The 22,690-nt window shown below is 36.5% G+C and carries 24 protein-coding genes; 10 read left to right on the top strand and 14 right to left on the bottom strand.

The window, feature by feature from the left end:
- Positions 1–11: 11 nt before the first annotated feature.
- The 3 genes from D0817_RS14465 (at position 12) to D0817_RS14455 (ending at position 2,936) form a co-directional block, all read left to right on the top strand.
- Positions 12–659 carry a bifunctional 4-hydroxy-2-oxoglutarate aldolase/2-dehydro-3-deoxy-phosphogluconate aldolase gene (locus D0817_RS14465; protein ID WP_127339091.1) on the top strand — a complete coding sequence of 216 codons (648 nt, stop codon included), beginning with the start codon at positions 12–14 and terminating at the stop codon, positions 657–659.
- Positions 660–663: 4 nt separating this feature from the next.
- A complete protein-coding gene (locus tag D0817_RS14460; protein WP_127339090.1) occupies positions 664–1,779 on the top strand; it encodes a D-TA family PLP-dependent enzyme in 1,116 nt (371 codons plus the stop codon).
- 86 nt (positions 1,780–1,865) lie between these two features.
- Positions 1,866–2,936 (top strand): dipeptidase, encoded by a 1,071-nt coding sequence (locus D0817_RS14455; RefSeq protein WP_127339089.1) that lies wholly within the window; start codon positions 1,866–1,868, stop codon positions 2,934–2,936.
- Here D0817_RS14455 and D0817_RS14450 read toward each other — a convergent pair.
- On the bottom strand, positions 2,933–3,709 hold the full coding sequence (locus D0817_RS14450) for a DeoR/GlpR family DNA-binding transcription regulator (RefSeq protein WP_127339088.1): 777 nt from the start codon (positions 3,707–3,709) through the stop codon (positions 2,933–2,935). The two genes, D0817_RS14455 and D0817_RS14450, sit on opposite strands and share 4 nt — an antisense overlap.
- A 192-nt stretch (positions 3,710–3,901) precedes the next feature.
- Here D0817_RS14450 and D0817_RS14445 point away from each other — a divergent pair, with 192 nt between their 5' ends.
- Entirely contained in the window at positions 3,902–6,205 is a 2,304-nt protein-coding gene (locus tag D0817_RS14445) for a family 20 glycosylhydrolase (protein ID WP_127339087.1), read from the top strand.
- Positions 6,206–6,269: 64 nt separating this feature from the next.
- On the opposite strand, the gene D0817_RS14440 is transcribed toward D0817_RS14445, so the two are convergent.
- The 5 genes from D0817_RS14440 to D0817_RS14420 all read right to left on the bottom strand — a co-directional run bounded on the left by D0817_RS14440 (position 6,270) and on the right by D0817_RS14420 (position 11,489).
- Complete coding sequence (locus D0817_RS14440; RefSeq protein WP_127339086.1) at positions 6,270–7,034, bottom strand: hypothetical protein; 765 nt, start codon at positions 7,032–7,034, stop codon at positions 6,270–6,272.
- Between the two features lie 19 nt (positions 7,035–7,053).
- Positions 7,054–7,863 carry a hypothetical protein gene (locus D0817_RS14435; protein ID WP_127339085.1) on the bottom strand — a complete coding sequence of 270 codons (810 nt, stop codon included), beginning with the start codon at positions 7,861–7,863 and terminating at the stop codon, positions 7,054–7,056.
- Between the two features lie 152 nt (positions 7,864–8,015).
- Positions 8,016–8,762, bottom strand: a complete 747-nt coding sequence (locus D0817_RS14430) for a succinate dehydrogenase/fumarate reductase iron-sulfur subunit (RefSeq protein WP_127339084.1) — start codon at positions 8,760–8,762, stop codon at positions 8,016–8,018.
- Positions 8,763–8,811: 49 nt separating this feature from the next.
- Positions 8,812–10,812: a fumarate reductase/succinate dehydrogenase flavoprotein subunit gene (locus tag D0817_RS14425; protein WP_127339083.1), complete on the bottom strand. Its 2,001-nt coding sequence runs from the start codon at positions 10,810–10,812 to the stop codon at positions 8,812–8,814.
- Between the two features lie 11 nt (positions 10,813–10,823).
- Positions 10,824–11,489: a succinate dehydrogenase cytochrome b subunit gene (locus tag D0817_RS14420; RefSeq protein ID WP_127339082.1), complete on the bottom strand. Its 666-nt coding sequence runs from the start codon at positions 11,487–11,489 to the stop codon at positions 10,824–10,826.
- 322 nt (positions 11,490–11,811) lie between these two features.
- On the opposite strand from D0817_RS14420, the gene D0817_RS14415 reads away from it, so the two are divergent.
- Positions 11,812–13,173 carry a hydroxymethylglutaryl-CoA synthase family protein gene (locus D0817_RS14415; protein WP_127339081.1) on the top strand — a complete coding sequence of 454 codons (1,362 nt, stop codon included), beginning with the start codon at positions 11,812–11,814 and terminating at the stop codon, positions 13,171–13,173.
- A 344-nt stretch (positions 13,174–13,517) separates the two neighbouring features.
- Here D0817_RS14415 and D0817_RS14410 read toward each other — a convergent pair whose 3' ends face one another.
- Genes D0817_RS14410 through D0817_RS14400 form a run of 3 tightly spaced genes read right to left on the bottom strand, consistent with a single transcriptional unit; the run spans position 13,518 to position 15,014 of the window.
- Entirely contained in the window at positions 13,518–13,895 is a 378-nt protein-coding gene (locus tag D0817_RS14410; RefSeq protein WP_127339080.1) for a nuclear transport factor 2 family protein, read from the bottom strand.
- 21 nt (positions 13,896–13,916) lie between these two features.
- On the bottom strand, positions 13,917–14,357 hold the full coding sequence (locus D0817_RS14405; RefSeq protein ID WP_127339079.1) for a GNAT family N-acetyltransferase: 441 nt from the start codon (positions 14,355–14,357) through the stop codon (positions 13,917–13,919).
- Positions 14,358–14,384: 27 nt separating this feature from the next.
- Complete coding sequence (locus D0817_RS14400) at positions 14,385–15,014, bottom strand: hypothetical protein (RefSeq protein WP_127339078.1); 630 nt, start codon at positions 15,012–15,014, stop codon at positions 14,385–14,387.
- Between the two features lie 172 nt (positions 15,015–15,186).
- On the opposite strand from D0817_RS14400, the gene D0817_RS14395 reads away from it, so the two are divergent.
- The gene (locus D0817_RS14395; RefSeq protein ID WP_127339077.1) at positions 15,187–15,606 is read left to right on the top strand and encodes a helix-turn-helix domain-containing protein; all 420 of its coding nucleotides are present in this window, start codon (positions 15,187–15,189) and stop codon (positions 15,604–15,606) included.
- Between the two features lie 121 nt (positions 15,607–15,727).
- Here D0817_RS14395 and D0817_RS14390 read toward each other — a convergent pair whose 3' ends face one another.
- Positions 15,728–16,369, bottom strand: a complete 642-nt coding sequence (locus tag D0817_RS14390; RefSeq protein ID WP_127339076.1) for a tetratricopeptide repeat protein — start codon at positions 16,367–16,369, stop codon at positions 15,728–15,730.
- A gap of 543 nt (positions 16,370–16,912) precedes the next feature.
- Here D0817_RS14390 and D0817_RS14385 point away from each other — a divergent pair.
- Positions 16,913–18,205 carry an aminopeptidase P family protein gene (locus tag D0817_RS14385; RefSeq protein ID WP_127339075.1) on the top strand — a complete coding sequence of 431 codons (1,293 nt, stop codon included), beginning with the start codon at positions 16,913–16,915 and terminating at the stop codon, positions 18,203–18,205.
- Between the two features lie 59 nt (positions 18,206–18,264).
- Here the strand turns inward: D0817_RS14385 and D0817_RS14380 are convergent, their stop codons facing one another.
- Together D0817_RS14380 and D0817_RS14375 are read right to left on the bottom strand one after the other, a co-directional pair.
- Complete coding sequence (locus D0817_RS14380; protein ID WP_127339074.1) at positions 18,265–18,783, bottom strand: ferritin; 519 nt, start codon at positions 18,781–18,783, stop codon at positions 18,265–18,267.
- 89 nt (positions 18,784–18,872) lie between these two features.
- On the bottom strand, positions 18,873–19,229 hold the full coding sequence (locus D0817_RS14375; protein ID WP_127339073.1) for a hypothetical protein: 357 nt from the start codon (positions 19,227–19,229) through the stop codon (positions 18,873–18,875).
- A 215-nt stretch (positions 19,230–19,444) separates the two neighbouring features.
- Between D0817_RS14375 and D0817_RS14370 the strand changes: the two genes are divergently transcribed.
- Together D0817_RS14370 and D0817_RS14365 are read left to right on the top strand one after the other, a co-directional pair.
- Positions 19,445–20,248, top strand: a complete 804-nt coding sequence (locus tag D0817_RS14370) for a TIGR00266 family protein (RefSeq protein ID WP_127339072.1) — start codon at positions 19,445–19,447, stop codon at positions 20,246–20,248.
- Positions 20,249–20,411: 163 nt separating this feature from the next.
- On the top strand, positions 20,412–21,188 hold the full coding sequence (locus D0817_RS14365) for an alpha/beta fold hydrolase (protein WP_127339071.1): 777 nt from the start codon (positions 20,412–20,414) through the stop codon (positions 21,186–21,188).
- A gap of 82 nt (positions 21,189–21,270) precedes the next feature.
- On the opposite strand, the gene D0817_RS14360 is transcribed toward D0817_RS14365, so the two are convergent.
- The gene (locus D0817_RS14360) at positions 21,271–21,645 is read right to left on the bottom strand and encodes a hypothetical protein (protein ID WP_127339070.1); all 375 of its coding nucleotides are present in this window, start codon (positions 21,643–21,645) and stop codon (positions 21,271–21,273) included.
- A gap of 17 nt (positions 21,646–21,662) precedes the next feature.
- Positions 21,663–21,983 (bottom strand): roadblock/LC7 domain-containing protein, encoded by a 321-nt coding sequence (locus tag D0817_RS14355; protein ID WP_127339069.1) that lies wholly within the window; start codon positions 21,981–21,983, stop codon positions 21,663–21,665.
- A gap of 288 nt (positions 21,984–22,271) precedes the next feature.
- On the opposite strand from D0817_RS14355, the gene D0817_RS25685 reads away from it, so the two are divergent.
- Complete coding sequence (locus tag D0817_RS25685) at positions 22,272–22,415, top strand: hypothetical protein (RefSeq protein WP_158286340.1); 144 nt, start codon at positions 22,272–22,274, stop codon at positions 22,413–22,415.
- Positions 22,416–22,690: the final 275 nt, after the last annotated feature.

Genomic DNA, 22,690 nt, shown 5'->3' with positions numbered 1-22,690 from the left:
ATTCCCCAAATATGTACAGCATTTTAAAAACACAAGGTGTACTTCCGTTAGTAACTCAAATCAATATTGAAACAGCCCAAATTGTATTGCAATCGGCTGCTGATGCTGGCATAAAAATTATCGAGTTTGCTGCCCGTGCAGACAATGCGAAAGAAGTTTTTACTCAAATGATTGCATTCAGAAAAGCAAATAATTTAGAGGTAAAAATAGCCGTTGGATCGATTTTAAGTGTTGATGATGCCGAGACTTTTCATCAATTGGGAGCCGATTGTATTGTTTGTCCGCATACCGATTTAGAGATCGGTAATTATTGCTTCAAAAATAATATTTACTGGATTCCCGGCGCTGCGACTTTGAATGAAATACTGCACGCCAATAAATTAGGGGCCGAAATTGTAAAACTTTTTCCAGCCGATAAAATTGGCGGACCCGGATATGTAAAAGCGATAAGAGCCCCTTTTCCAAATTTGAAAATAATGCCCACCGGAGGTGTAACCCTTGAAGAAAGCAATTTGAAATCATGGTTTAAATCCGGAGTGGTTTGTGTCGGAATCGGATCTAATTTATTTTCTAAAGAAATGCTTTTGAACTTAAATTACGAAAAGTCTCTTGAGGCCTTTCAAAATTTAATTGAAGTTGTAGAAAAAACAAGAAACTAAAGTTATGCAAAAAGACTGGTGGAAAATTAATTCCGAAACCCTTGTTGACACTCCTTTTTTAGCTGTATATGAAAATCGTATCCAGTCGAATATAGAGCGTCTGATTGAATTCGTAAATGGTGATGTTCAAAAATTAAGGCCCCATATCAAGACACATAAAATTGGGGAGATTCTGGATTTATTTAAAACCTACCAGATCCATAAAATAAAATGCGCTACTATTGCCGAAGCCGAACTTGCAGCCCTGCACGAAATTCCGGATGTGCTTCTCGCCTATCAGCCTGCAGGGGCCAAAAAGGAAAGATGGATTGCATTGATAAAAAAATATCCGAATACCGCTTTTTCGACCATTGTTGACAATTCCGAATCGGCGAAAGCCTTAGATGAAATTGCCCGTAAAAACAGTTTACAACTTACGGTTTATCTGGATCTGAATACCGGAATGAACCGAACCGGAATTTCGGTTGCTAAAAACTGGAATGCCCTAGTTGACGAAATTGTTGCCTTAAAAAATATTCATTTTGCCGGAATTCATATTTACGACGGTCATTTAAAAGGCGATTTAGAACAGCGCGTTGCTGCCGCTTCCAACTTGTTTTTCAGTATTATTGAAGAAATTGATGTCCTTCAGAAAAAACTGGGCTATGAACTCAAAATTGTTGCAGGAGGATCCAATACATTTCCGTTTTACGCCACTCAGAAGAATGTAGAATGCAGTCCGGGAACTTTTGTGTTTTGGGATTCTAATTACCAGATTCAATTACCGGAACAGAATTTCGAACCCGCTTTGGTTATTGTGGGAACCATTATTTCAAAACCAACCAGTGCTACATTTTGTATCGATATCGGATATAAAGCCGTGGCTTCCGAAAATCCGATCGATAAGAGATTAGTCATTTTAAATGATGAAAATCTAATTCCAACGGCACATTCAGAAGAACATCTAATTTTAGAAAACAGAGGGAAAAACGAGTATGCTATAGGCGATATCATTTACGCGCAGCCGTATCATGTCTGCCCGACCTGCGCACTTTACGATTCGATTCAGGTGGTAAATGCTGCACATGAAATTTGCGATCAATGGCAGGTAGCGGCCCGCAGCAGAAAAATTAATATTTAGAAGCTGAAAAAGAGAATAGAGAATAGAAAATAGAGCCAAGAAGAAAGAGAATAGAGCCTTTGGACCTGTGCCTTAAAAAAAATACTATGTTTATAATAGACGCCCATCTGGACCTGAGCATGAATGCGATGGAATGGAACAGAGATTTAAGAAATGATGTAAAAACATTACGCCACTTAGAAAAAGGAATGACTGACAAACCCGATCGCGAGCGTGCCACGGTTTCGTTTCCGGATCTGCGAAGAGGTAATATTGGTATTGTGGTGGCGACACAGATTGCGCGTTTCGTAAAACCGGGCAGTATCATTCCGGGCTGGAATTCCCCCGAGCAGGCCTGGGCACAAACGCAGGGACAACTGACCTGGTACAAAACGATGGAAGAAGCCGGAGAAATGGTGGCGATTACCGATAAAAAATCGCTTCAGCAACAAATTGATTTATGGAGTGACGGAACTCCAAACGATAAAAAGCCAATTGGTTACATTTTAAGTTTAGAAGGTGCCGATTCTATTGTTGATATTTCCTATTTAGAAAAAGCCTATAATTACGGTTTACGAGCGATCGGACCTGCACATTACGGTCCGGGGCGTTACGCCAACGGAACAGACGCCACCGGAAAAATGAATCAGAATGGTCTTGACTTATTGAAAGAAATGGAACGCCTGAATATTATTCTGGATGCCACCCATTTATGCGACGATGCTTTCTGGCAGGCGTTGGACCACTACAACGGACCCGTTTGGGCAAGCCATAACAATTGCAGAAGTCTTGTGGATCATAACAGGCAGTACAGCGACGAAATGATTAAGGCGTTAATTTCGAGAGGAGCTGTAATTGGCGGAGCCTTAGATGCCTGGATGCTGGTTCCAAACTGGGAAAGGGGCGTTTCGACACCTTTGGGAACCCAATGTAATCTCGAAACGGTTTTTAAACATATGGATCACATTTGCCAGCTGGCCGGAAATGCCAGTCATATTGGTATAGGTTCCGATCTTGATGGTGCTTTTGGTACAGAACAAGGTCCGTATGATTTAGATACGATTGCCGACTTACAAAAGTTGGTGCTGATTTTTAAAAACAACGGCTATTCTGATGAAGATTTAAAAAATATCTTTCATCAGAACTGGATTAATTTTTTAATGAAAAACTGGAATTAAATAAAAACTAAACTTGGAACGGCTTTTTTATACGATTGCAATTTTTCGTGATCCGGACTAACTTCGGTAACCACATAATCAACCTCGGATAAACTGGCAATTTTCATTTTTAAAACGGTATCGAGTTTTTCGGAAATAGTCAGGATGGCGGTTTTTTCGGAAGCCTGAATCATTGCTTTTTTTACCTGAACGGTTTCCCAGTCAGAATCTGAGAATCCACCTTCGATATCTAAAGCATTGGTTCCTAAAATCAGCAGGTCCACTTTAATATTGGCCAATTGATTGTAGACATCACCGCTCACGCACATTTGGCTGTAAGATGAAATACTGCCGCCAATCATGATGATTTTGACATTCGGTTTGTCGAGAAGTTCCACGGCAGAAAGAACGGTAACCGTAAAAATAGTAAGATTTAAATCATTTGGAATCAGGCGTATGAACTCCCTAATGGTCGTTCCGCCGCCAATTAACAAAACCATACCATCATGAAGCAAGCCTAACGTTTTTTGCGCAATCACCTGTTTCGATTCGCCTGCATACGTTTGATTGGAAGAAGAATGGTGATAGGCTTTTGTCATCGCACCACCTTTAACCTTAATCAATAACGATTCTGATTCAAGTTCATTAATATCACGTCGTATCGTATCTTCTGAAACAAATAATTTAGCAGAGAGCGTTTCAAAACTCACACGGGTGTGCAGATTGATCTCTTTTAAAATATGATTTTTACGTTCTTCCTTAGTATAATTAACTACTTCATTATCATTATTCATGCAAATTCAATTTTGTTGGGACAAATGTAAACAATAAATGCAATATTATTGCGAAACAAAATATAACATGGAGAAGTAAAAAAGTTAATTACCCTATTTTAAAGACATTTAAACCCAGTTTCGTTTTGCATATTTTTTGCAGAAAATAATCGTAAACCTTACATTTGTTTGTAACCAACCAGAAAATAAACCATGAAAAACAGTCTTATCTTTTTTTTACTCTTTTGGTATTCCATCGGAAATGCACAATCTGTTCTGGACAATACTACTATAATTCCGGCTCCGAATTCCTATAAGGCTACGGGCGACAGTATTCGTTTAAACGGAAAGATAAAAGTTGTTTTTGAGAATAATAAATTTAGTGCAGCAGAACTCAGAACAGCCCAAATTTTTGAAGTTGCCGTTAATGGAAATCTACCCTCAAAAAAAGGTACTGTCGAAGTGTTGTTTATTGCTAAAAACCCCTTGGCCTCCTCAAAAAAAGAAGCTTATAAAATAAATATTACTTCCAAAAAAATCATTGTAACAGGTACTGAAGAAGGATTATTTTATGCTGTGCAAAGTTTACTGCAGCTGCTGCCAAATAAACCACAAAATCAGGAAATAAAATTGCCCTGTATAACCGTTGAAGACGCGCCACGATACGCTTACCGTGGATTACACCTGGACGTTTGCCGTCACTTTTTTACCGTCGATGTTATAAAAAATTTTATCGCACAAATGTCTAGCTATAAATTAAATAATTTCCATTGGCATTTAACAGACGATCAGGGCTGGAGAATTGAGATCAAAAAATACCCGAAATTAACCGAAGTCGGATCTAAAAGGGCACAGACTTTAGTTGGCAATAAATTCGAAAGATTCCCCTATTTTTTTGATGGAAATCCGTACGATGGTTACTATACTCAGGAAGAAATTAAGGAAGTTGTGAAATTTGCCGAGGCACATTACGTAAACATCATTCCCGAAATCGAAATGCCCGGTCATGCCACTGCAGCGGTTACCGCTTACCCAAATTTATCCTTTTTTCCGGATCGTCCGTATAAGGTTGTGGAATCCTGGGGTGTCTTTGAAGATATTTTTTGCGCCGGAAAGGAAGAGACTTTTACTTTTCTGGAAGATGTTTTAACGGAGGTTATTGCTTTGTTTCCGAGTAAATACATCCATATTGGCGGAGACGAATGCCCCAAAACAAGATGGAAAGCTTGTCCGAATTGCCAAAAAAGAATCAAAGAGTTAGGTTTAAAAGACGAACATCAATTACAAAGCTACTTAACAACCCGAATCGAAAAGTTCCTAAATGCCAACGGAAGACAGATTCTGGGCTGGGACGAAATGCTTGAGGGAGGACTGGCCCCAAACGCAGCAGTAATGTCATGGCGCGGGGAAGCCGGGGGAATCAGTGCAGCGAAACAGAAACATTTTGTAATCATGAATCCCGAACAGGTTTTATACCTGGATTACAATCAGGGCTATTCGCCAAATGAACCTTTAACCGTTGGAAGATTAATCACAGTGGATAAAATTTATAATTACAATCCAACTCCCGTTGACAGCCTTACGGTTGATGAGCAAAAATATATTATGGGCGTGCAGTCCAATCTTTGGTCGGAATATTTGACCAGTCCGGCTAAATTGAATTATCAGCTTTATCCAAGAGTATTTGCCCTGGCAGAAATTGCCTGGACGCAGCCTCAAAACAAAAATTACAACAATTTTGTCCTGAACCGAATACCATATCAACTGGAAAAACTGGAAGCCCAAAAAGTACTGTATAAAGTTCCAACCCCGTTTGGAGCGAATGAAACGGCTTTAATTGCTTCAAAATACGTGCTGGACCTGAAACCAACTCTCAAAAACGGACAGATTTTCTATACGATCGATGGTTACAATCCGGACGAAACCGCTGAACTTTATACCGGGCCAGTCACTATTAACATTCCGAAAGGAGAATACCGAATTATCAAAACCGTTCAGATTACCGAAGGCGGAAGAAGAAGTTCCATCAATAAAATACTGGTAAGGAATCCGGATATAAAGGCGGCTCTAGCTATAAAACCAACTAAGCAAGGTTTAAAATATGACTATTATACCGGAACTTTTTTTCAGCAGGTACTGGATTTAGAAGGAACAAAACCCGTTAATTCCGGAATTTTTGAAGGGGCCGTAAGCAGTGAAAAATGGAAATCGAAAACAGAGCGATATATCGGCTTAAAATTCGAAGGATACCTCTATGTTCCGGAAACGGCAAATTACACCATTTCGACACTTTCAGACGACGGATCGAAGCTCTTTATTGACCAGGAGTTAGTAGTGAACAACGACGGAATACACTGGCTCAATGAAGCGTATGGAGTCGTAAAACTCGAAAAAGGCTTTCATAAATTCAACATCAGTTATTTCGATCAGATTGGCGGTACGACTTTAAGTTGTTTTATACAACAGGAAGGAAAAGAAAAACAGGAAATAAAGGCTTCGCAATTGTATTACGAATAACAGACAAAAAAACGCATTCTTAACGGAATGCGTTTTTGTTATTAATTTAATTCTCCTTTTATTTCTATTTTTTACCTGCATTAATGGTGTCAAAAGCAATAGTGTACGCTACGTCTTTAAAAACTTCTTTCAATTCAAGCTTTACCTTACTGATCCCGGTTATTTCGAACTCAGCTTCTCCATCCTTATCCAGCATCCACTCCGGGCTTTTTATTTGAGTAATTACGATTTTTGTTTCCGTATTATCGAACCATTTCCATTTTCCGAATTCTATGTAGTGCCCTGCATTTTGAGAAGTAATACTAAAATTTGTAAAACAGGTTCCTGCTTTTGAAAAGTTTATCAAATTAACAGTGTCTTTAATAGGTGCTTTTTTGGTGAATTTCCAGGTATTATCACATAACAAATCCGTTTTAAGGGTACTTGTAAATTCAGCGGCCTTCGTTACTTTCAGCTCGTAAGTGTACGTATCAGAACCTTCGTATTTGATCGAAAATTTTACATTCGCCGGATCACTATCGTCGAATTTCATAGATCCAAAGTTTGAAAGCAATAAAATATCCGTATCTAAAATATCATAAGTACCTGTGACGAAAATCTCTTCTGCTTTTTTCGCATTTTTTGAAATTGTATTACTTGCATTTTTTACAATAATATAATTTCCGTTACTGTCAAACTCAATCGATTTGAATTCTGTTGAATTTTCTACAATCCATTTTTTATTAATGCTTTCCTTTACTGTTTCTTCCGTGGCATTTTCCTCTTTAGAACAATAAGAAAAACTGATGATTAGTACTATAAAAACGAGGGCTTGTGCTATTTTTTTCATTTTGAAATTATTTAATGGGTTAGTACTGTTGTTCCTGTTGTTTTGCCCTTACAGATAAATCCGAATCACTCAATTGATAATCTTTCACCAATCGGTTATCAATATACAAACTGGCATTACCCCCAGAATGAAGCACTATTTTTATGGGTAACGTAACTTTTAAACGAAGCCAAAAACAAAAACCCATTCGCTTTCCTTCGGATTCTTTACATAAACTATAATCAAAAGGAAAATCCTGGGAAAACATGCGGTCTGTTCTAGTAGAAAAACCATGAAAAATTATTTTATTGGCAGATCTAGGAATAAAAAGATCGGTCTGTTTTTCTGCATCAGGATCGACATTGACAGTGATTCCATTAGACGTGTTTTGAAAACTAATTTCACGAACTAAAGATTCCTGACCCGGTTCCTTTATCACTTCTATTACACTCTTAGTGAAAATCTTCTGGCAAAATGTAACATTTTCTACATATTGATAAACATAACGCCCTGCAGCAAAGACAGCAATAGCGGCCAACAAGAAAATGAATGTTTTCTGAGGAAGATAATTATGTGACAAACGGGCCACTATAAAAAGTCCGCACAGCAAAGAAATAAACATGGCCAACATGGGTACTACAAATTCCGATGCATCCGGACCATTGCTGCCTCCGTTTGGGACTGCATGTTTCAGCGAGACATATAAAAATGAAATAACAAATGCTATAAAGCATGTCGCCGCTATCGCAACCGACCAATGTGTAAACCGCAACAAAAACCATTGAAGTCCGGCAATAACAAGTACGCAAATAAGAAGCAAACTGACTAATTCTCTAATATCCTGAGCCATAAATAATAAATTATAATGGGGCAAATTTAGAGCGATTGCTTTTAGTGCGCATCACCATTTATAATGAAATAAACAATTCTGATAGTGTCTGAAATAAAAAAAGCATCAGCTAATGCCGATGCTTTTTTCTATTTAAAACTAAATGGTACTACTTATCCTTTTAAGCTTGCAGACAAATACTCACGGTTCATACGTGCGATATTTTCAAGAGAAATTCCTTTAGGGCATTCTACCTCACAAGCTCCGGTATTGGTACAGTTACCAAAACCTTCAGCATCCATTTGGTGCACCATGTTTAAAACACGGTCAACTGCTTCTATTTTACCTTGTGGTAACAAAGCATACTGCGATACTTTTGCAGCAACGAATAACATGGCTGATGAGTTTTTACAAGTTGCCACACAAGCACCACAACCAATACAGGCAGCAGCATCAAAAGATTTATCTGCATCGTGCTTGTTAATTGGAATTGTATTGGCATCAATTGTATTACCTGAAGTATTTACAGAGATAAATCCTCCTGCGTGCTGAACTCTGTCAAATGAACTTCTGTCAACCACTAAATCCTTAATTACCGGGAAAGCTTTTGCTCTGAATGGTTCGATAAAAATCGTATCACCATCTTTAAACATACGCATGTGTAACTGACAAGTTGTAACTCCTCTGTCTGGTCCGTGTGCTTCACCGTTGATGAATAAAGAACACATTCCGCAGATTCCTTCACGACAATCGTGATCAAATGCTACCGGCTCTTCTCCTTTGTTGATCAATTGTTCGTTAAGAACGTCAAGCATTTCAAGGAAAGACATGTCTGGTTCGATTCCGTCAATTGGGTAATCAACGATTCCTCCTTTATCCTGGGCGTTTTTCTGACGCCATATTTTTAATGTAAGTTTCATTTTGTATAAGTTTAAAGTATTAAAGCAAGTATCAAGACTTCTTTAAATACTATTTGTAGCTTCTTTGAACTAATTTAATATTTTCGTACACCAGAGGTTCTTTGTGTAATACTGCATCACTTGGTTTTCCTTTATATTCCCAGGCTGCAACATATGCAAAGTTTTCATCATCACGAAGTGCTTCTCCTTCTTCTGTCTGGTATTCTTCACGGAAGTGACCTCCACAAGACTCATTACGGTGTAATGCATCTTTCGCGAACAATTCTCCTAACTCTAAGAAATCGGCAACACGTGTTGCTTTCTCTAATTCCTGATTAAATTCGTTAGCGCTTCCAGGAACTTTTACATCTTTATAAAACTCTTCACGTAAAGCGGCAATTTCTTCGATAGCTTCAGTCAAACCTTTAGCATTACGGGCCATCCCTACTTTATCCCACATGATTTTTCCTAATTTCTTGTGGAAATAATCTACAGAATGAGTTCCTTTATTATTGATAAATCTGTCGATTTGATCTTTTACATTTTTCTCTGCTTCCAAGAATTCCGGTAAATCTGTAGAAATTTCTCCCATTTTAATATCCGGAGCCAAATAATCACCGATAGTATAAGGTAATACAAAATATCCATCAGCCAAACCTTGCATCAGGGCAGAAGCTCCAAGTCTGTTTGCTCCGTGATCAGAGAAATTAGATTCTCCAATGGAGAAACATCCCGGGATGGTAGTCATTAAGTTATAATCAACCCAGGTTCCACCCATAGTGTAGTGAACCGCAGGGTAAATCATCATTGGCGTTGTATAAGGATCTTCATCAACGATTTTGTAATACATCTGGAATAAGTTTCCGTATTTACTTTTGACGATTTCAGCTCCTAATTTCGTTACCAAAGCAGCGTCATTAGCATCTAAACCTTTTACGAAAGCTTCTTCAGTTCCGTAACGTTTAATTGCTGCAGCAAAATCTAAGTAAACAGCCTCACCCGTTTTATTAACTCCAAAACCGGCATCACATCTTTCTTTTGCAGCACGGGAGGCTACGTCACGAGGTACTAAGTTACCAAAAGCAGGATATCTTCTTTCTAAGAAATAATCTCTCTCGGCTTCCGATAAATCAGTTGCTTTTTTCTTTCCTTCACGAATTGCCTGAGCATCCTCTTGTTTGGCAGGAACCCAGATACGACCGTCATTACGTAATGATTCAGACATCAAAGTCAGTTTTGACTGGTGATCTCCTGAAACCGGAATACAGGTTGGGTGGATTTGTGTATAACAAGGATTTGCGAAAAACGCTCCTTTTTTGTGAATTTTCCAGGCTGCTGTTGCGTTACTTCCCATAGCATTTGTAGAAAGGAAAAATACGTTTCCGTATCCTCCTGAACCAATAACTACGGCATGAGCAGAGTGTCTTTCGATTTCTCCTGTAACTAAGTTACGGGCAATAATACCTCTCGCTTTTCCGTTCACGATAACAAGGTCTAACATTTCGTGACGGTTGTACATTTTTACTTTTCCACGACCAATCTGACGGTTCATTGCAGAATAAGCTCCTAACAATAATTGTTGTCCGGTTTGTCCTTGTGCATAAAATGTACGGGAAACCAAAGTTCCTCCAAAAGAACGGTTATCTAATAATCCGCCATATTCACGAGCCAATGGCACTCCCTGAGCCACACACTGGTCAATAATATTAGCAGAAACTTCAGCTAAACGGTGAACGTTTGCTTCACGTGCACGGTAGTCACCCCCTTTTACAGTATCGTAGAACAATCTGTAAACGGAGTCACCGTCACCTTTATAATTTTTTGCTGCATTGATTCCCCCTTGTGCTGCAATAGAGTGCGCACGTCTTGGTGAATCCTGAAAGCAGAAAGCTTTTACGTTATATCCCTGCTCAGCCAAAGTAGCCGCAGCTGAACCTCCAGCCAAACCTGTACCAACAATGATAATATCTAGATTACGTTTGTTTGCAGGGTTTACTAAATTAATATGATCTTTATAATCTGTCCATTTGTCCGATATTGGGCCGTGTGGAATTTTTGAATCTAATGCCATTATAATTTATATTAATTATTGAAATGATGAAATAATGCGATAATTACGAAAAGTGCCGGTACTACAACTGCAAAACCGTAACCCACTTTACTTAAAAACCTGGAATATTTGTTGTGCATCCCCATTGACTGAAGAGACGAACCGAATCCGTGCCAAAGGTGAAACCCTAATAACACAAAAGAAATACAATACAATCCTGTTCGGATCGGATCATGAAACTTATGCACTAACTCTCCATAATATCTTGTTGCATCAGGCGCAGTTCCGTTTACGTATTTATACGCCACTTCCGGAAACCAAAAGTCATAAAAATGCAATCCTAAGAAAGCTAAAATTACCAATCCGGAAATAATCATATTTCTGGAACTCCATGATGCATTTGCAGCACCGTTGTATTTTGCATACGAAATTGGTCTTGCCGCGCTGTTCTGAGCAGTAAGAACAAATCCCATAACGAAATGGAAAATTACCCCAATTGCCAAAACCGGTTGCATTACATATTGAATTAGCGGATTGTAACCCATAAAGTGAGAAGCTTCGTTAAAAACATCTTCACTAATAATAGAAATGAAATTTAAGGAAACATGCAGCGCTAAAAACGTGATTAAGAATATTCCCGAAAGAGCCATAGCCACTTTCTTTAAGATGGAAGCATTCAACTGTGCAGATTGTGCCATAAGTGTTTTAAGTAGTTTGTTTTTAAAAATTAGACAAAAATAAAGCAATTAGACATGAACTACAACCATTTCGTTGTTATTTATAATGATTTTAAAGAGCTTTCCGTGACTTTATTGCAAATTATTTAAAAACAATAAAATAGACATTTTTCTCAGGCCATTTTAACGTAATCCTGACTTTTATATAATTACCAAATTGCTATTTTTTATCACTTTTTAGATTGTTTTCCTCAAAAGTAACGCCATCCTGAATTTTATTGATGGAAAACAGGGGAATTTTAGCAGCATAATTTTACCTTTATCGGCTTCAAAAAAAATCAGAATGAAAACAGGAATTGACGCTATTTCTTTTGACGTAGCCAACATACATCTACCTATAAAAACTTTGGCAGCCGCCAGAAATATTGAACCTGAAAAATTAGAAAAAGGTCTCGGACTAATTAAGATGACTTTACCCGATGTACATCAGGACGCGGTTGTTTTTGGAGCCAATGCTTTAACCAGACTAATTACGGAGAATCAAATAAACCTAAACGAAATCAGCCGGATTTATGTGGGAACCGAAAGCGTCATCGACAGTTCTAAACCTATTAGCTCTTTCTTAATCAGCCTGATGGAACAAAAATTTGGCGAGGATACACTGGCAGAATGTGACGTTGTCGATTTTACGTTTGCCTGCATTGGCGGCGTTGACGCTTTGCAAAATTGTATTGATTTTGTAAAACTCAACCCGGCCAAAAAAGCAATTGTCGTGACGACCGATTTTGCAAAATACGACTTAAACTCCACCGGAGAATACACACAGGGCGCCGGAGCATTAGCCATGTTAGTAACTTCGAACCCACGAATTATTGTTTTTGATGAAAATTGGGCCACCAGCACCAAAGGGGTTTTCGATTTTTTCAAACCTTACAGGACTATCGCAAAAGAAGCCATTACACAAAACGAAAACAATGATCCGTGGTTTGATAACTTAGAAGCCGAAATCGAAATTCATAAGGACCAGCCGGTTTTCGACGGTCAGTACTCGAATCAGTGTTATATGGATCGTACGAGATCTGCTTACTTCTCTTTCAAAAAACTAAAAAACACAACCGAAACTTTATACAATTCCTGGAACAGCATTATCATGCACCTTCCCTACTCGTTTCAGGGACGCAGAATGTTGTCTGAAATTTATGCTTTGGACCATGAAGATAAAATCATTCCAGAAAATATCGAACCGGCAGATTACCAGGCTAAAATCAAGGAAGTTGGTAAATCTGATGAATATAAAAAGTTTGTAACCGAAAAATTGCAGCCTGCCGAACTGGCTTCGTCTTTAATTGGAAACCTTTACACCGGTTCCATTTTCATGGGATTGTTGTCGACTTTGGCCCATTATTACGATACAAAAACAGAAGTTGCAGGAACAAAATTCGGATTCCTTGCTTACGGAAGCGGATCGAAATCGAAAGTTTTTGAAGGAACCATTCAACCCGAATGGCAAGCGGCTTTAGCCAAAACCAAACTTTTTGAAAATCTGGAAGAAAGTGTTGAAATTGATTTTAAAACTTACGAAAGCCTTCACAAAAAAGAACAAAAACAAAGCATCCGAACGCCTAAAAACGAATGGGTTTTAGACCGAATCGAAAAAGAAATCCCTAATTTGATTGGGGCGAGATATTATAAATGGATTGATTAAGAAATTCCAATTTTTTGAAATTGCTTCGCCCGTTCGCTATCGCTCGGGTCCAAATTCCAAGAAAAAGAAAACCGAAGCAAATGCTTCGGTTTTCTTTTTAGCACAAAGTTTGTCCTCCTGAGCGAAGTCGAAGGACACGCAAGGAGCTCGACAAAAATTGTCGCCTTTGTTTGCGGAATTACTTTGTGTCCTTCGACTTCAGTCAGGAAGACAGGCTTCTACGTTTAAATTTAACCACAAAAGTCACCAATTTTTGTAATCTTAATGAACACAAAGCCTTGCGAACCTTGCGTTTTTAAACATTCTACAAATAAAAAACCTTTGCGTGCCTTGCGGTTAAACCACTAACTTATATCTGCTAACCTAACAATTTTATCATCCAAAAATTCAAAAACAGATTTCCCTTTCAAATTCAATTCTTGTCCTTTTTGCAATCCGTTAGGAAAGTCTATTGCCAGAACAGCGCGGTAATCAATAGCAATTTCGCTCTGGTTTTCTGAATGGCTGAATAATGTAATTGTTTGTTCTCTTTCCGAGAAGTACTTTTTCGCTTCCTCTGCCTGATTTCTAAATTCATTAAGTCCTGACAAAGTCATGTTTACTTCGCCATTCTGAATATTCTCAAAAACAATTTTATCATCAAAATCAGCCATCATTTTATCAATATCAAATTGATTGTAACCGGCAATATAGTTTTCTATTATTTTTTCTCTGTCTATCATAATGTCAAAAATAGATGTTTTTTATTCTTTATAAATCGTAAACTTATTATGGCTTAAAGTAAAACCAAGGTTTTCATAAATCAGTACATTTTCCACTCTTCTTCTGTTGGTGGTTACTTCTATGCTTTTCAAATTATTTTGTTCTGCAAAATTTTTTATTTCATTAATTAGCAAACGTCCAACGCCCTGACCCCGATATTTTTGATCAATAAAAAACTCCTGAATTTCACCAACCAAGCCACAGTGATGCAGAAGATGCTGCGTATGAAAACTAATAAAACCTGCCCCTTCTTTTTCGTTTTCAGCGATCAGATAAACATTCATTGGGTTAGCAATATTTTCATTGAAGATTTTCTTGAAAACTTCGAAGTCTAAAACTTCATTTTCAAGTTCACAAATTGACTTGTACACAAAATCTAGATCCTGCTTTTCGACTTTTCTGATTTTTATTTTTGATTGCATAATCTTGTAAATAGTGAAACTAGTTTGCTAACACATTTTGGAAAGACTTATGCTTCCATTAACAATCTTTTTTAATTCCTCAAAATCTGCCAACCATTCAATCGCTATAAATTTTGAACAATTATCTTTCATGTCATCTGCCCAATCAATTAAAATTGCGGCGCCATCGTTTTTAATCTCGTCTTTCACAAACTCGACTGTTTTATTTGCTCCCACAGGCCCTTCTCCTCTCAGGTCAAAAACTATATTTTTTGTTTTGGAAAAAACCAAACATAACGAAAGTCTCTTCTTTTGACTGGTATCGAGATCTTTCATCTTGTCTTTTTTGGAAAAAGTATCAATTTCAAAAATTTTTGAAATCACAATATCTTTTGGATTTGCATTCCTTTTTAAGTATACAAATACAGAAGTCGGATTAAATATCCTTCTAAACTTTGATTCTTTAAAAGATTCCGCAAAAGTTAAAGGCTTAAATATCTTTATATTTTCATGATGTGCCTTTCCTGTAAAAATAGCTGTTAATTGCGCTTTCATGTCATCAAAATGCGCTCCACCTTGCAAAAAAATGGTAACCAATTCGCCCTTTCTTAACTCAAATGGTGGTATAAAATAATGATTGGTTTTTATTCCTTTACTTTCGATTATAAGCTCTTTCATTTTTTATTCTCCTTATCAAGATTACTCAATTTTAAATTCAAAATCAAAAATAGTAAGAAAACTTGTATTTTTGTAAAATTAAGAAACCAATTTACAAAATCTCCCCAACAAACAAAGATCCCTTTTTAAGCAAAACCAAAAAATATAAAAGAATTTTAAATATCTTTGAACTATGAGCACAGTACCAAAACCAAGACACATCGGGCGAAACATAAGCCGAATCAGAGAGCTTCGCGACATGAAGCAGGAAGCACTTGCTATTGCGATTGGCGTAAGCCAGCAAACTGTTTCGAGCATTGAAGGAAGTGAAAATGTTGATGATGAAAAACTAAAAGCAATCGCCGAGGCTTTAGGAGTAACATCTGATGTAATAAAAAACTTTTCTGAAGATGCCGTTTTTAATATTATTGGGAACACTTTCGACATTGACAACAACAATGGTTCTTCTGTTATTAGTTATGGCTGCACTTTTAATCCGTTTGATAAAATGCTTGAAGCTTTTGATAAGAATGAAAAACTTTACGAACGATTAGTTGAAGCAGAAAAAGAGAAAGTTGCTCTTTTGGAGAAGTTATTGAGTGAGAAAAAATAATTTATACGAAAGATATATTTATTGAAAAAACCGAAGTTTGGTTGCTTCGGTTTTTTTATGGGTTTTATTATTGTTGCGGGAACGGATTGAAAATCCAAGTTATCAAGAATTAATGCATATACTAATTGATATTCTTGCGCATTAAATTTTCTTCACTTTCCTTTTTTATTTTAGTAGCAAACTCAGTTAATTTTGTATTTTGTGATATTTTGATAACTTCGTTTGAGTATTTTAATCCAGTTTTAAAATCTCCCAGATTATTATATGTTATAGATAAATTTAACAGCAAAACTGATTTAGTATCTAAGTCTTTATCAGTTGCAAATTTCCCGCCCTTTAATAAAATTTCTTTAGCTTTTTCATAATCTTTAGTTTGCATATAATTTTGCCCCAAATTAACATACGTTGGTAAATACGTACTATCAATTAAAAGAATACTTAATAAGATTTCAATTGATTTTTGCACATTTCCCAATCTTATTTCGGATTGCGAAATTGCATTTAAAATTATTGGATTTTTATTTTCAATTTCATCAGCTTGAGTAAATTTCTTTTTTGCAGATTCAAAATCTTCAATTTCTACATCTTCCAATCCTGCAACAAATATCTTTCTAGCTCGTTCATTTTTTATACCTCTATTCTCAAAAAACAACACATCTTTTGTCTCTGTCTTGTATTTAATTTTTTTTTTATTTTTCTCTAGACAAGAAATAAAAACCGAAACAAATAGAAACAAATAGAATGTATTTTTTATTTTAATCATAATCTTATTTTATTACCTTTTTTAAAACAGCAATATACAAATTAGCACAATTGGAAAATATATTTTCTATTTAAACAATGAACTTCTTCTGAATCCAAGTTCGCGTGAGGGATAGAGGCGATATCCTTTTGTGAAGTGAAACGGAATAAAAGATATAGCCGAATCCCGATAGCTATCGGGACGACCCAGAGGGACACGCCCCAAAACTTATCAATCTTTGTAGAGTTACTTGCGGAGATTCCTCATTCCTCAGAATGACAATAATTACTGTTGTAAGGTTTATCCATACAGATCTTATGCTTTCTGTTTTCAACTATAGCCCAAGGTTTCAACCTTGGGTTTCATATTGCGACAAATCTATTACCCTCTAATGGTTGAAACCATTGGCTACGGCTTTTAATTAATCTTTGCCTGCGATTTGTGGTTAAATCAGCAACCTAAAATTAGCCTCAAAACAAATAGGAAAACTTTAATAAATCAAGTAGACGCCACTTCTTCAAAAATCACTAATTTTGAAATTCGAAGTTCAAAAACGAAATTATTATGAAATATCATCAAATAAACAGCGCTCTTTTTGTAAAAAACCGCAGAAAATTCACGGCAGAAATGAAACCTAACAGTGTTGCCGTTTTCAATTCCAATGACATTTACCCCGTTAGTGCCGACAGTACTTTGCCGTTTGCACAACACAGGGATATTTTTTACCTGAGCGGTGTAGATCAGGAAGAAAGCATTTTGCTTTTGTTTCCGGACGCGCCTTATGAGAACCAAAAAGAGATTCTTTTCCTGAAAGAAACCAACGATCATATTGCCGTTTGGGAAGGTGAAAAGCTAAGTAAAGAACGTGCTTTTCAGGTTTCAGGAATCAGAACGGTGTATTGGTTGCAGGATTTTCATAAAATTTTGAACGAAATGATGACTTACGCCGATACGATGTACATCAACACCAACGAACATTACCGTGCGACTGTGGAAACAGAAACCCGTGAAGCCCGTTTCATAAAATGGTGGAAAGAACGTTATCCGGCACATAATGTAGCGAAAAGCAACCCGATTTTACAACGCATCCGTTCTGTAAAAGAAAGCGAAGAAATCGATTTGATCCAGAAGGCGTGCGATATTACCGAAAAAGGTTTCCGCAGATTATTGTCGTTTGTAAAACCAAACGTTACCGAATACGAAATCGAAGCCGAACTGATTCACGAATTCATCCGCAACCGTTCTAAAGGTTTTGCGTACACTCCAATTATTGCTTCGGGCAATAATGCCAACGTTTTGCATTATATCGAAAACAATCAGCAATGTAAAGCCGGAGATTTGATTTTACTGGATGTCGCTGCTGAATACGCGAATTATTCGAGCGATATGACGAGAACAATTCCGGTTTCAGGAAGATATTCAGAAAGACAAAAAGCCGTTTACAATGCGGTTTTGAAAGTAAAAAACGAAGCCACCAAAATGCTGACTCCTGGAACGCTTTGGAAACAATACCATATTGAAGTGGGTAAAATCATGACTTCAGAATTACTGGGTCTGGGCTTAATTGACAAAGCCGATGTTCAGAACGAAAATCCGGACTGGCCAGCCTACAAAAAATATTTCATGCACGGAACTTCCCACCACATGGGACTGGATACGCACGATTACGGATTGCTTCACGAACCCATGAAAGCTAATATGGTCTTCACGGTAGAACCTGGAATCTATATTCCGGCAGAAGGATTCGGAATCCGTTTGGAGGACAACGTTGTGGTGCAGGAAAAAGGGGAACCTTTCAACCTGATGCGCAACATTCCGATTGAAATAGATGAAATCGAGAGCCTGATGAATGAATAAATAAATAAAGCCCTTAATAATTGAATATTAAGGGCTTTTTAAATTTTATAAATTGGTTATTATCCAATTTTCGATATCTGCAAATCTAATTCAAATTTGCCTGTAGCTTCATTTTCGTTAATCAACTCAAAAAGCTCTAAAGCTCTTCTTGCATTTTTCTCCTCTTCTCTTTGCTCAGCAACATACCACATCATAAAATCTTCTGTAGCATAATCATTTTCTGCCCTGCATTTTGCGATTACCTTGTTAATGGCCTGAGTAACGGCGATTTCATTTTGCAAAGCGATTTCAAATACCTCTCTGAAAGAAGCAAATTCCTGCTGCACTTCGGGAACAGATGGCGTAACTGCAATCCCTCCCATATCTGTAATATATCTGAAAACTTTAAGGAAATGTTCTCTTTCTTCCTCGGCTTGCTTATACATGTAGGATGCTGTATTATCAAAACCATTTCGATCAAGCCATGCAGCCATCGCTAAATATTTATTGGAAGCATCACTTTCTATTTTTGCCTGTAAGTTCAATATATTTTCTATTCCTTCAATTAATGAAGTACTTGTTCTTAGTAAATCTTTCATAACCTTTAATTTTTATACGTGTAAAGTTACAAAAATTAAAGACAACAGGTGGAGACACCTGCAAATTTGGATTTAATCTAAGTAAAAGATTAAATTAACTCCACTTTAAGAATATTGCAAAGCATAGAATGCAGGTTGAGGGTAAATTTAGTTCCGTTTAGTAATTCGCGAAGCTGAACTATTTCGCAGATCGTAAGATTTCTTGAAAAATTTCTTTTAGTAGTTTCAATCAATTGTGCATCTGACTTATCAGACAAGTCATAAAGCATATTGAGAATGTCAACGTTATTTACCTTTCTTTGAAAAATCAAAAAATCATGAATTTTATAACTTGATACTGTATCAACAAAATTGATAATTATACTATTAGTCAAATCACATTGATAACTGTATCCTTTTTCGGTCTCAAATAATATTTTAGTGGTCAAATCGCTAACTAATGCCATTTTGATAAAATTAATAACGCTGCAAAAATATAGAATTTAAACCAATTAAACATGTAATTAAGACTAATTTAAAATAAGAAAAGCTTTTTGTATTTTAAAAACATAATTTCATCTTCAATTTTCTCATTTAAAAATAGTTTTTAAGAAAATAAAAAGAAAACCTGTAACGTTCTAAAACATCATTCGACTTATTTTAAAAACTAAATTTAGAAATCATGCAGGCACACGAAATAGAGTATCAGATTTTTGGAGAAGAAATGCAATATGTTGAAATAGAACTGGATCCACAGGAAATTGTAATTGCCGAAGCCGGCAGTTTTATGATGATGGAAAACAATATCCAGATGGAAACCATATTTGGTGATGGTTCACAGCAACAGGGATCAGGCTTGTTTGGCACACTTTTGAATGCAGGAAAAAGAGTTCTTACCGGCGAAAGCTTGTTTATGACAGCATTTTTAAACCAGGGCACTACAAAAAGCAAAGTGTCCTTTGCATCTCCCTATCCGGGGAAAATTCTCCCTATTGATTTAATGCAATTTCAGGGCAAGTTTATCTGTCAAAAAAGTTCCTTTTTATGCGCTGCCAAAGGTGTTTCGGTAGGGATAGAGTTCTCTCAGAAACTAGGCCGCGGCTTATTTGGCGGTGAAGGCTTTATCATGCAAAAAATTGAGGGAGACGGAATGGCTTTTGTACATTCCGGAGGAACAATGGCTAAAAAAGAATTAGCACACGGTGAAGTTCTAAAAGTAGATACGGGATGCATCATTGGTTTTACCAAAGATGTAGATTACGATATTGAATTTATTGGCGGAATCAAGAATTCCATTTTTGGCGGTGAAGGCTTATTTTATGCTACTTTAAAAGGTCCCGGAACGGTTTATATACAATCATTGCCTTTCTCAAGATTAGCCGACCGCATTATTGCTTCTGCACCAAGATCCGGAGGAAACAGCCGTGATGAAGGAAGCCTTCTTGGTGGATTGGGAAATCTTCTGGATGGTGATAATCGGTTTTAATGGTATAAAATGGTTTTCGGAAACGGAAGCCATTTTTAGTTCAGAACTTCCCTATTCTAAAAAAAATAATAGCATTATAGAATAAATATTAACTCAAAAGCACATATATTTCTTATAAAGTCCGTGCTTTCCTATCTTTGTGCTTATTCTTTAAACTATCATTTTGAAAACTATTTTATATAAAAACACCAAAATATCGTATTCCGATTCCGGACAGGGAAATGCAATTGTATTGCTACACGGCTTTCTCGAAAACAAAAAGATGTGGCAGGAATATGTTACTCTTTTCTCTGAAAACTATCGTGTGGTCACAATCGACTTACTGGGTCACGGGGAATCGGATTCTTTAGGCTATGTGCATTCCATGGAGGATAATGCCAATGCTGTACATGAAGTTTTAGAACATCTGAAAATCGAAAAAGCCATCGTTGCTGGACATTCCATGGGAGGTTATGTTGCTCTGGCCCTGGCCGAATTGCATCCGGACAGCATCAGGAAATTAGTTTTATTAAACTCGACTTCTAAAGAAGACAGTGCAGAGAAAAAACTAAACAGAACCCGCGCCATCAAAGCAGTAAAACAAAATTATGTAAGCTTTGTAAGCCTGGCTGTAGCCAATTTGTTTAGCGAAGACAACAGAACAAGATTGGCCGCAGAAATTGAAGAAACCAAAGTTCAGGCCTTACAAACACCTTTACAGGGAATCGTTGCTTCTCTGGAAGGAATGAAAATCAGAAAAGACAGGGAAGCGCTTTTACGCGAAAATCTTTTTCCGGTTTTATTGGTTTTAGGGAAAAAAGATCCGGTTTTAAACTACGAAGAAAACATTACACAAATAAAAGATACAACTGCAGAGCTTGTCTCTTTTGACGATGGACACATGAGTCATATTGAAAATAAAGAAGAGCTGAAAATTGTACTGGCTGACTTTTTTAAATAAATCGATCCTTCAAAAAGCAAAAAAGGCTGTTCAAAAAATTTTGAAACAGCCTTTTTCTCATTGTTGGGGGCAAAATATTATATTATAGTTTTGAGATAATATCTTTTTTGAATTTCGCCAAAGTTGCTCTTGTCATTCCAAGATTCGCTTTAGTTGAATCAACCGCCAGATAAATAAAATAACTTCCATCTTCAGAAACATCAATAATATGAATCTGATCTGTTAGTGTAATTAAGATATCATTGATTTTTTGATCAAGTCCTAAAGCTTTGATAGCGTTTAATTTTGCTTTTACAACTTCTAAATTATAAGCGGATGCTAATTCCGGGTCAAAAGCCGGATTTAAAGAAAGCGAGCAATAAGACATTCCTGTTTCAACCTGAGTTACTGAAACGGCAATAAACCCGTTAATATTCTCTTTTAAATCGTTTTGAAAATTCTGTAAAAAATCTGACATGTTTTAATTGTATTTAATTAATTGTTGAAAACGGTATCCATTCTGCGTAACAGAAGTCCCATTTTACTAATATCTTTAGAAAGCAGTGCCACACAATTATCATCCGAATTCTTATTTGCCACCACGATACCGTCGTTGTTTTTAATCATTACCTGTTTCAAATCCCCGTTATTCACATCTTCCGTCATTTCCAGACACATCTTTAATATCATCCCTATCATTGCCGCTACATTCCCGTCGTATTCAAGATTAACTGATTCTACCAAAATTCCATCTATATTAAAAACCAATCCGGATTCCGCTCCGGTTTCCTCAACCAGTGTATTTAAATCAATCATATCGCTATTGTAAAAAAAATTAAGAATCTTCAAAGATATTTTCAATAAACCCAATTGTCCGCTAAACAGTTGTTAAAAAAACAGCTCTCGTAAACACTTGAACCACTTTTATTTATCCACTAATTTTTGACTATTTTTAGAATAAATTCTGCAAAAAAAATTAACAGAAAAAAGAAATATAACTATAATTGCAACAATCTGTTCAATAAAATTCAAATGATATGATTAACCTTTCCCGTAAGAGGGTTTACGAGAAGTTTTTCATAAATTTGCAAAAAAATTATCCAAATGAAAACGGTAGACGAATTACGCTTTGATCTGAATGTAAAACTGATGAAGTTCAGAAGATTTCGTTTTGAGAACGGAAGCATAAACAATACGATAACAGAGGAACAGAAAAAGAAAGGTTTCTTTAAAAAAATATTCAGCTAAAAACTACTTACAAAAAAAGCGGAAATTGTTCTCTAACAATTTCCGCTTTTTTACTTACAGGATGTAACTTACCATCTTCCGGTAAAATCAACCGGGTTGAAATTTTGATTACATTTTTACAATTATGATTTGTACTGATTATGCCTGTAAAGTTTGAATTTTTCGACAATCAACTTACTTAAAGAATAAGGTACAGCAAATAAGAACGTACTTTAGTACCCATCCCGATCAAACAAATTTTGAAGTCTTAAAACATTTTTTTTAATTTGAAGTTA

This window comes from Flavobacterium cupreum, from assembly GCF_003996965.1.
Classification (GTDB): Bacteria; Bacteroidota; Bacteroidia; order Flavobacteriales; family Flavobacteriaceae; genus Flavobacterium; species Flavobacterium cupreum.
Note: the sequence above shows the minus strand (reverse complement) of the source record. Positions and strands in the feature narration are given on the sequence as shown.

What these genes read in the sequence shown, in the direction of transcription:
- D0817_RS14465 (WP_127339091.1), top strand. Translation starts at nt 12, where the DNA reads ATGTACAGCATTTTAAAAACACAAGGTGTACTTCCGTTAGTAACTCAA.
- D0817_RS14460 (WP_127339090.1), top strand. Translation starts at nt 664, where the DNA reads ATGCAAAAAGACTGGTGGAAAATTAATTCCGAAACCCTTGTTGACACT.
- D0817_RS14455 (WP_127339089.1), top strand. Translation starts at nt 1,866, where the DNA reads ATGTTTATAATAGACGCCCATCTGGACCTGAGCATGAATGCGATGGAA.
- D0817_RS14450 (WP_127339088.1), bottom strand. Translation starts at nt 3,709, where the DNA reads ATGAATAATGATAATGAAGTAGTTAATTATACTAAGGAAGAACGTAAA.
- D0817_RS14445 (WP_127339087.1), top strand. Translation starts at nt 3,902, where the DNA reads ATGAAAAACAGTCTTATCTTTTTTTTACTCTTTTGGTATTCCATCGGA.
- D0817_RS14440 (WP_127339086.1), bottom strand. Translation starts at nt 7,034, where the DNA reads ATGAAAAAAATAGCACAAGCCCTCGTTTTTATAGTACTAATCATCAGT.
- D0817_RS14435 (WP_127339085.1), bottom strand. Translation starts at nt 7,863, where the DNA reads ATGGCTCAGGATATTAGAGAATTAGTCAGTTTGCTTCTTATTTGCGTA.
- D0817_RS14430 (WP_127339084.1), bottom strand. Translation starts at nt 8,762, where the DNA reads ATGAAACTTACATTAAAAATATGGCGTCAGAAAAACGCCCAGGATAAA.
- D0817_RS14425 (WP_127339083.1), bottom strand. Translation starts at nt 10,812, where the DNA reads ATGGCATTAGATTCAAAAATTCCACACGGCCCAATATCGGACAAATGG.
- D0817_RS14420 (WP_127339082.1), bottom strand. Translation starts at nt 11,489, where the DNA reads ATGGCACAATCTGCACAGTTGAATGCTTCCATCTTAAAGAAAGTGGCT.
- D0817_RS14415 (WP_127339081.1), top strand. Translation starts at nt 11,812, where the DNA reads ATGAAAACAGGAATTGACGCTATTTCTTTTGACGTAGCCAACATACAT.
- D0817_RS14410 (WP_127339080.1), bottom strand. Translation starts at nt 13,895, where the DNA reads ATGATAGACAGAGAAAAAATAATAGAAAACTATATTGCCGGTTACAAT.
- D0817_RS14405 (WP_127339079.1), bottom strand. Translation starts at nt 14,357, where the DNA reads ATGCAATCAAAAATAAAAATCAGAAAAGTCGAAAAGCAGGATCTAGAT.
- D0817_RS14400 (WP_127339078.1), bottom strand. Translation starts at nt 15,014, where the DNA reads ATGAAAGAGCTTATAATCGAAAGTAAAGGAATAAAAACCAATCATTAT.
- D0817_RS14395 (WP_127339077.1), top strand. Translation starts at nt 15,187, where the DNA reads ATGAGCACAGTACCAAAACCAAGACACATCGGGCGAAACATAAGCCGA.
- D0817_RS14390 (WP_127339076.1), bottom strand. Translation starts at nt 16,369, where the DNA reads ATGATTAAAATAAAAAATACATTCTATTTGTTTCTATTTGTTTCGGTT.
- D0817_RS14385 (WP_127339075.1), top strand. Translation starts at nt 16,913, where the DNA reads ATGAAATATCATCAAATAAACAGCGCTCTTTTTGTAAAAAACCGCAGA.
- D0817_RS14380 (WP_127339074.1), bottom strand. Translation starts at nt 18,783, where the DNA reads ATGAAAGATTTACTAAGAACAAGTACTTCATTAATTGAAGGAATAGAA.
- D0817_RS14375 (WP_127339073.1), bottom strand. Translation starts at nt 19,229, where the DNA reads ATGGCATTAGTTAGCGATTTGACCACTAAAATATTATTTGAGACCGAA.
- D0817_RS14370 (WP_127339072.1), top strand. Translation starts at nt 19,445, where the DNA reads ATGCAGGCACACGAAATAGAGTATCAGATTTTTGGAGAAGAAATGCAA.
- D0817_RS14360 (WP_127339070.1), bottom strand. Translation starts at nt 21,645, where the DNA reads ATGTCAGATTTTTTACAGAATTTTCAAAACGATTTAAAAGAGAATATT.
- D0817_RS14355 (WP_127339069.1), bottom strand. Translation starts at nt 21,983, where the DNA reads ATGATTGATTTAAATACACTGGTTGAGGAAACCGGAGCGGAATCCGGA.
- D0817_RS25685 (WP_158286340.1), top strand. Translation starts at nt 22,272, where the DNA reads ATGAAAACGGTAGACGAATTACGCTTTGATCTGAATGTAAAACTGATG.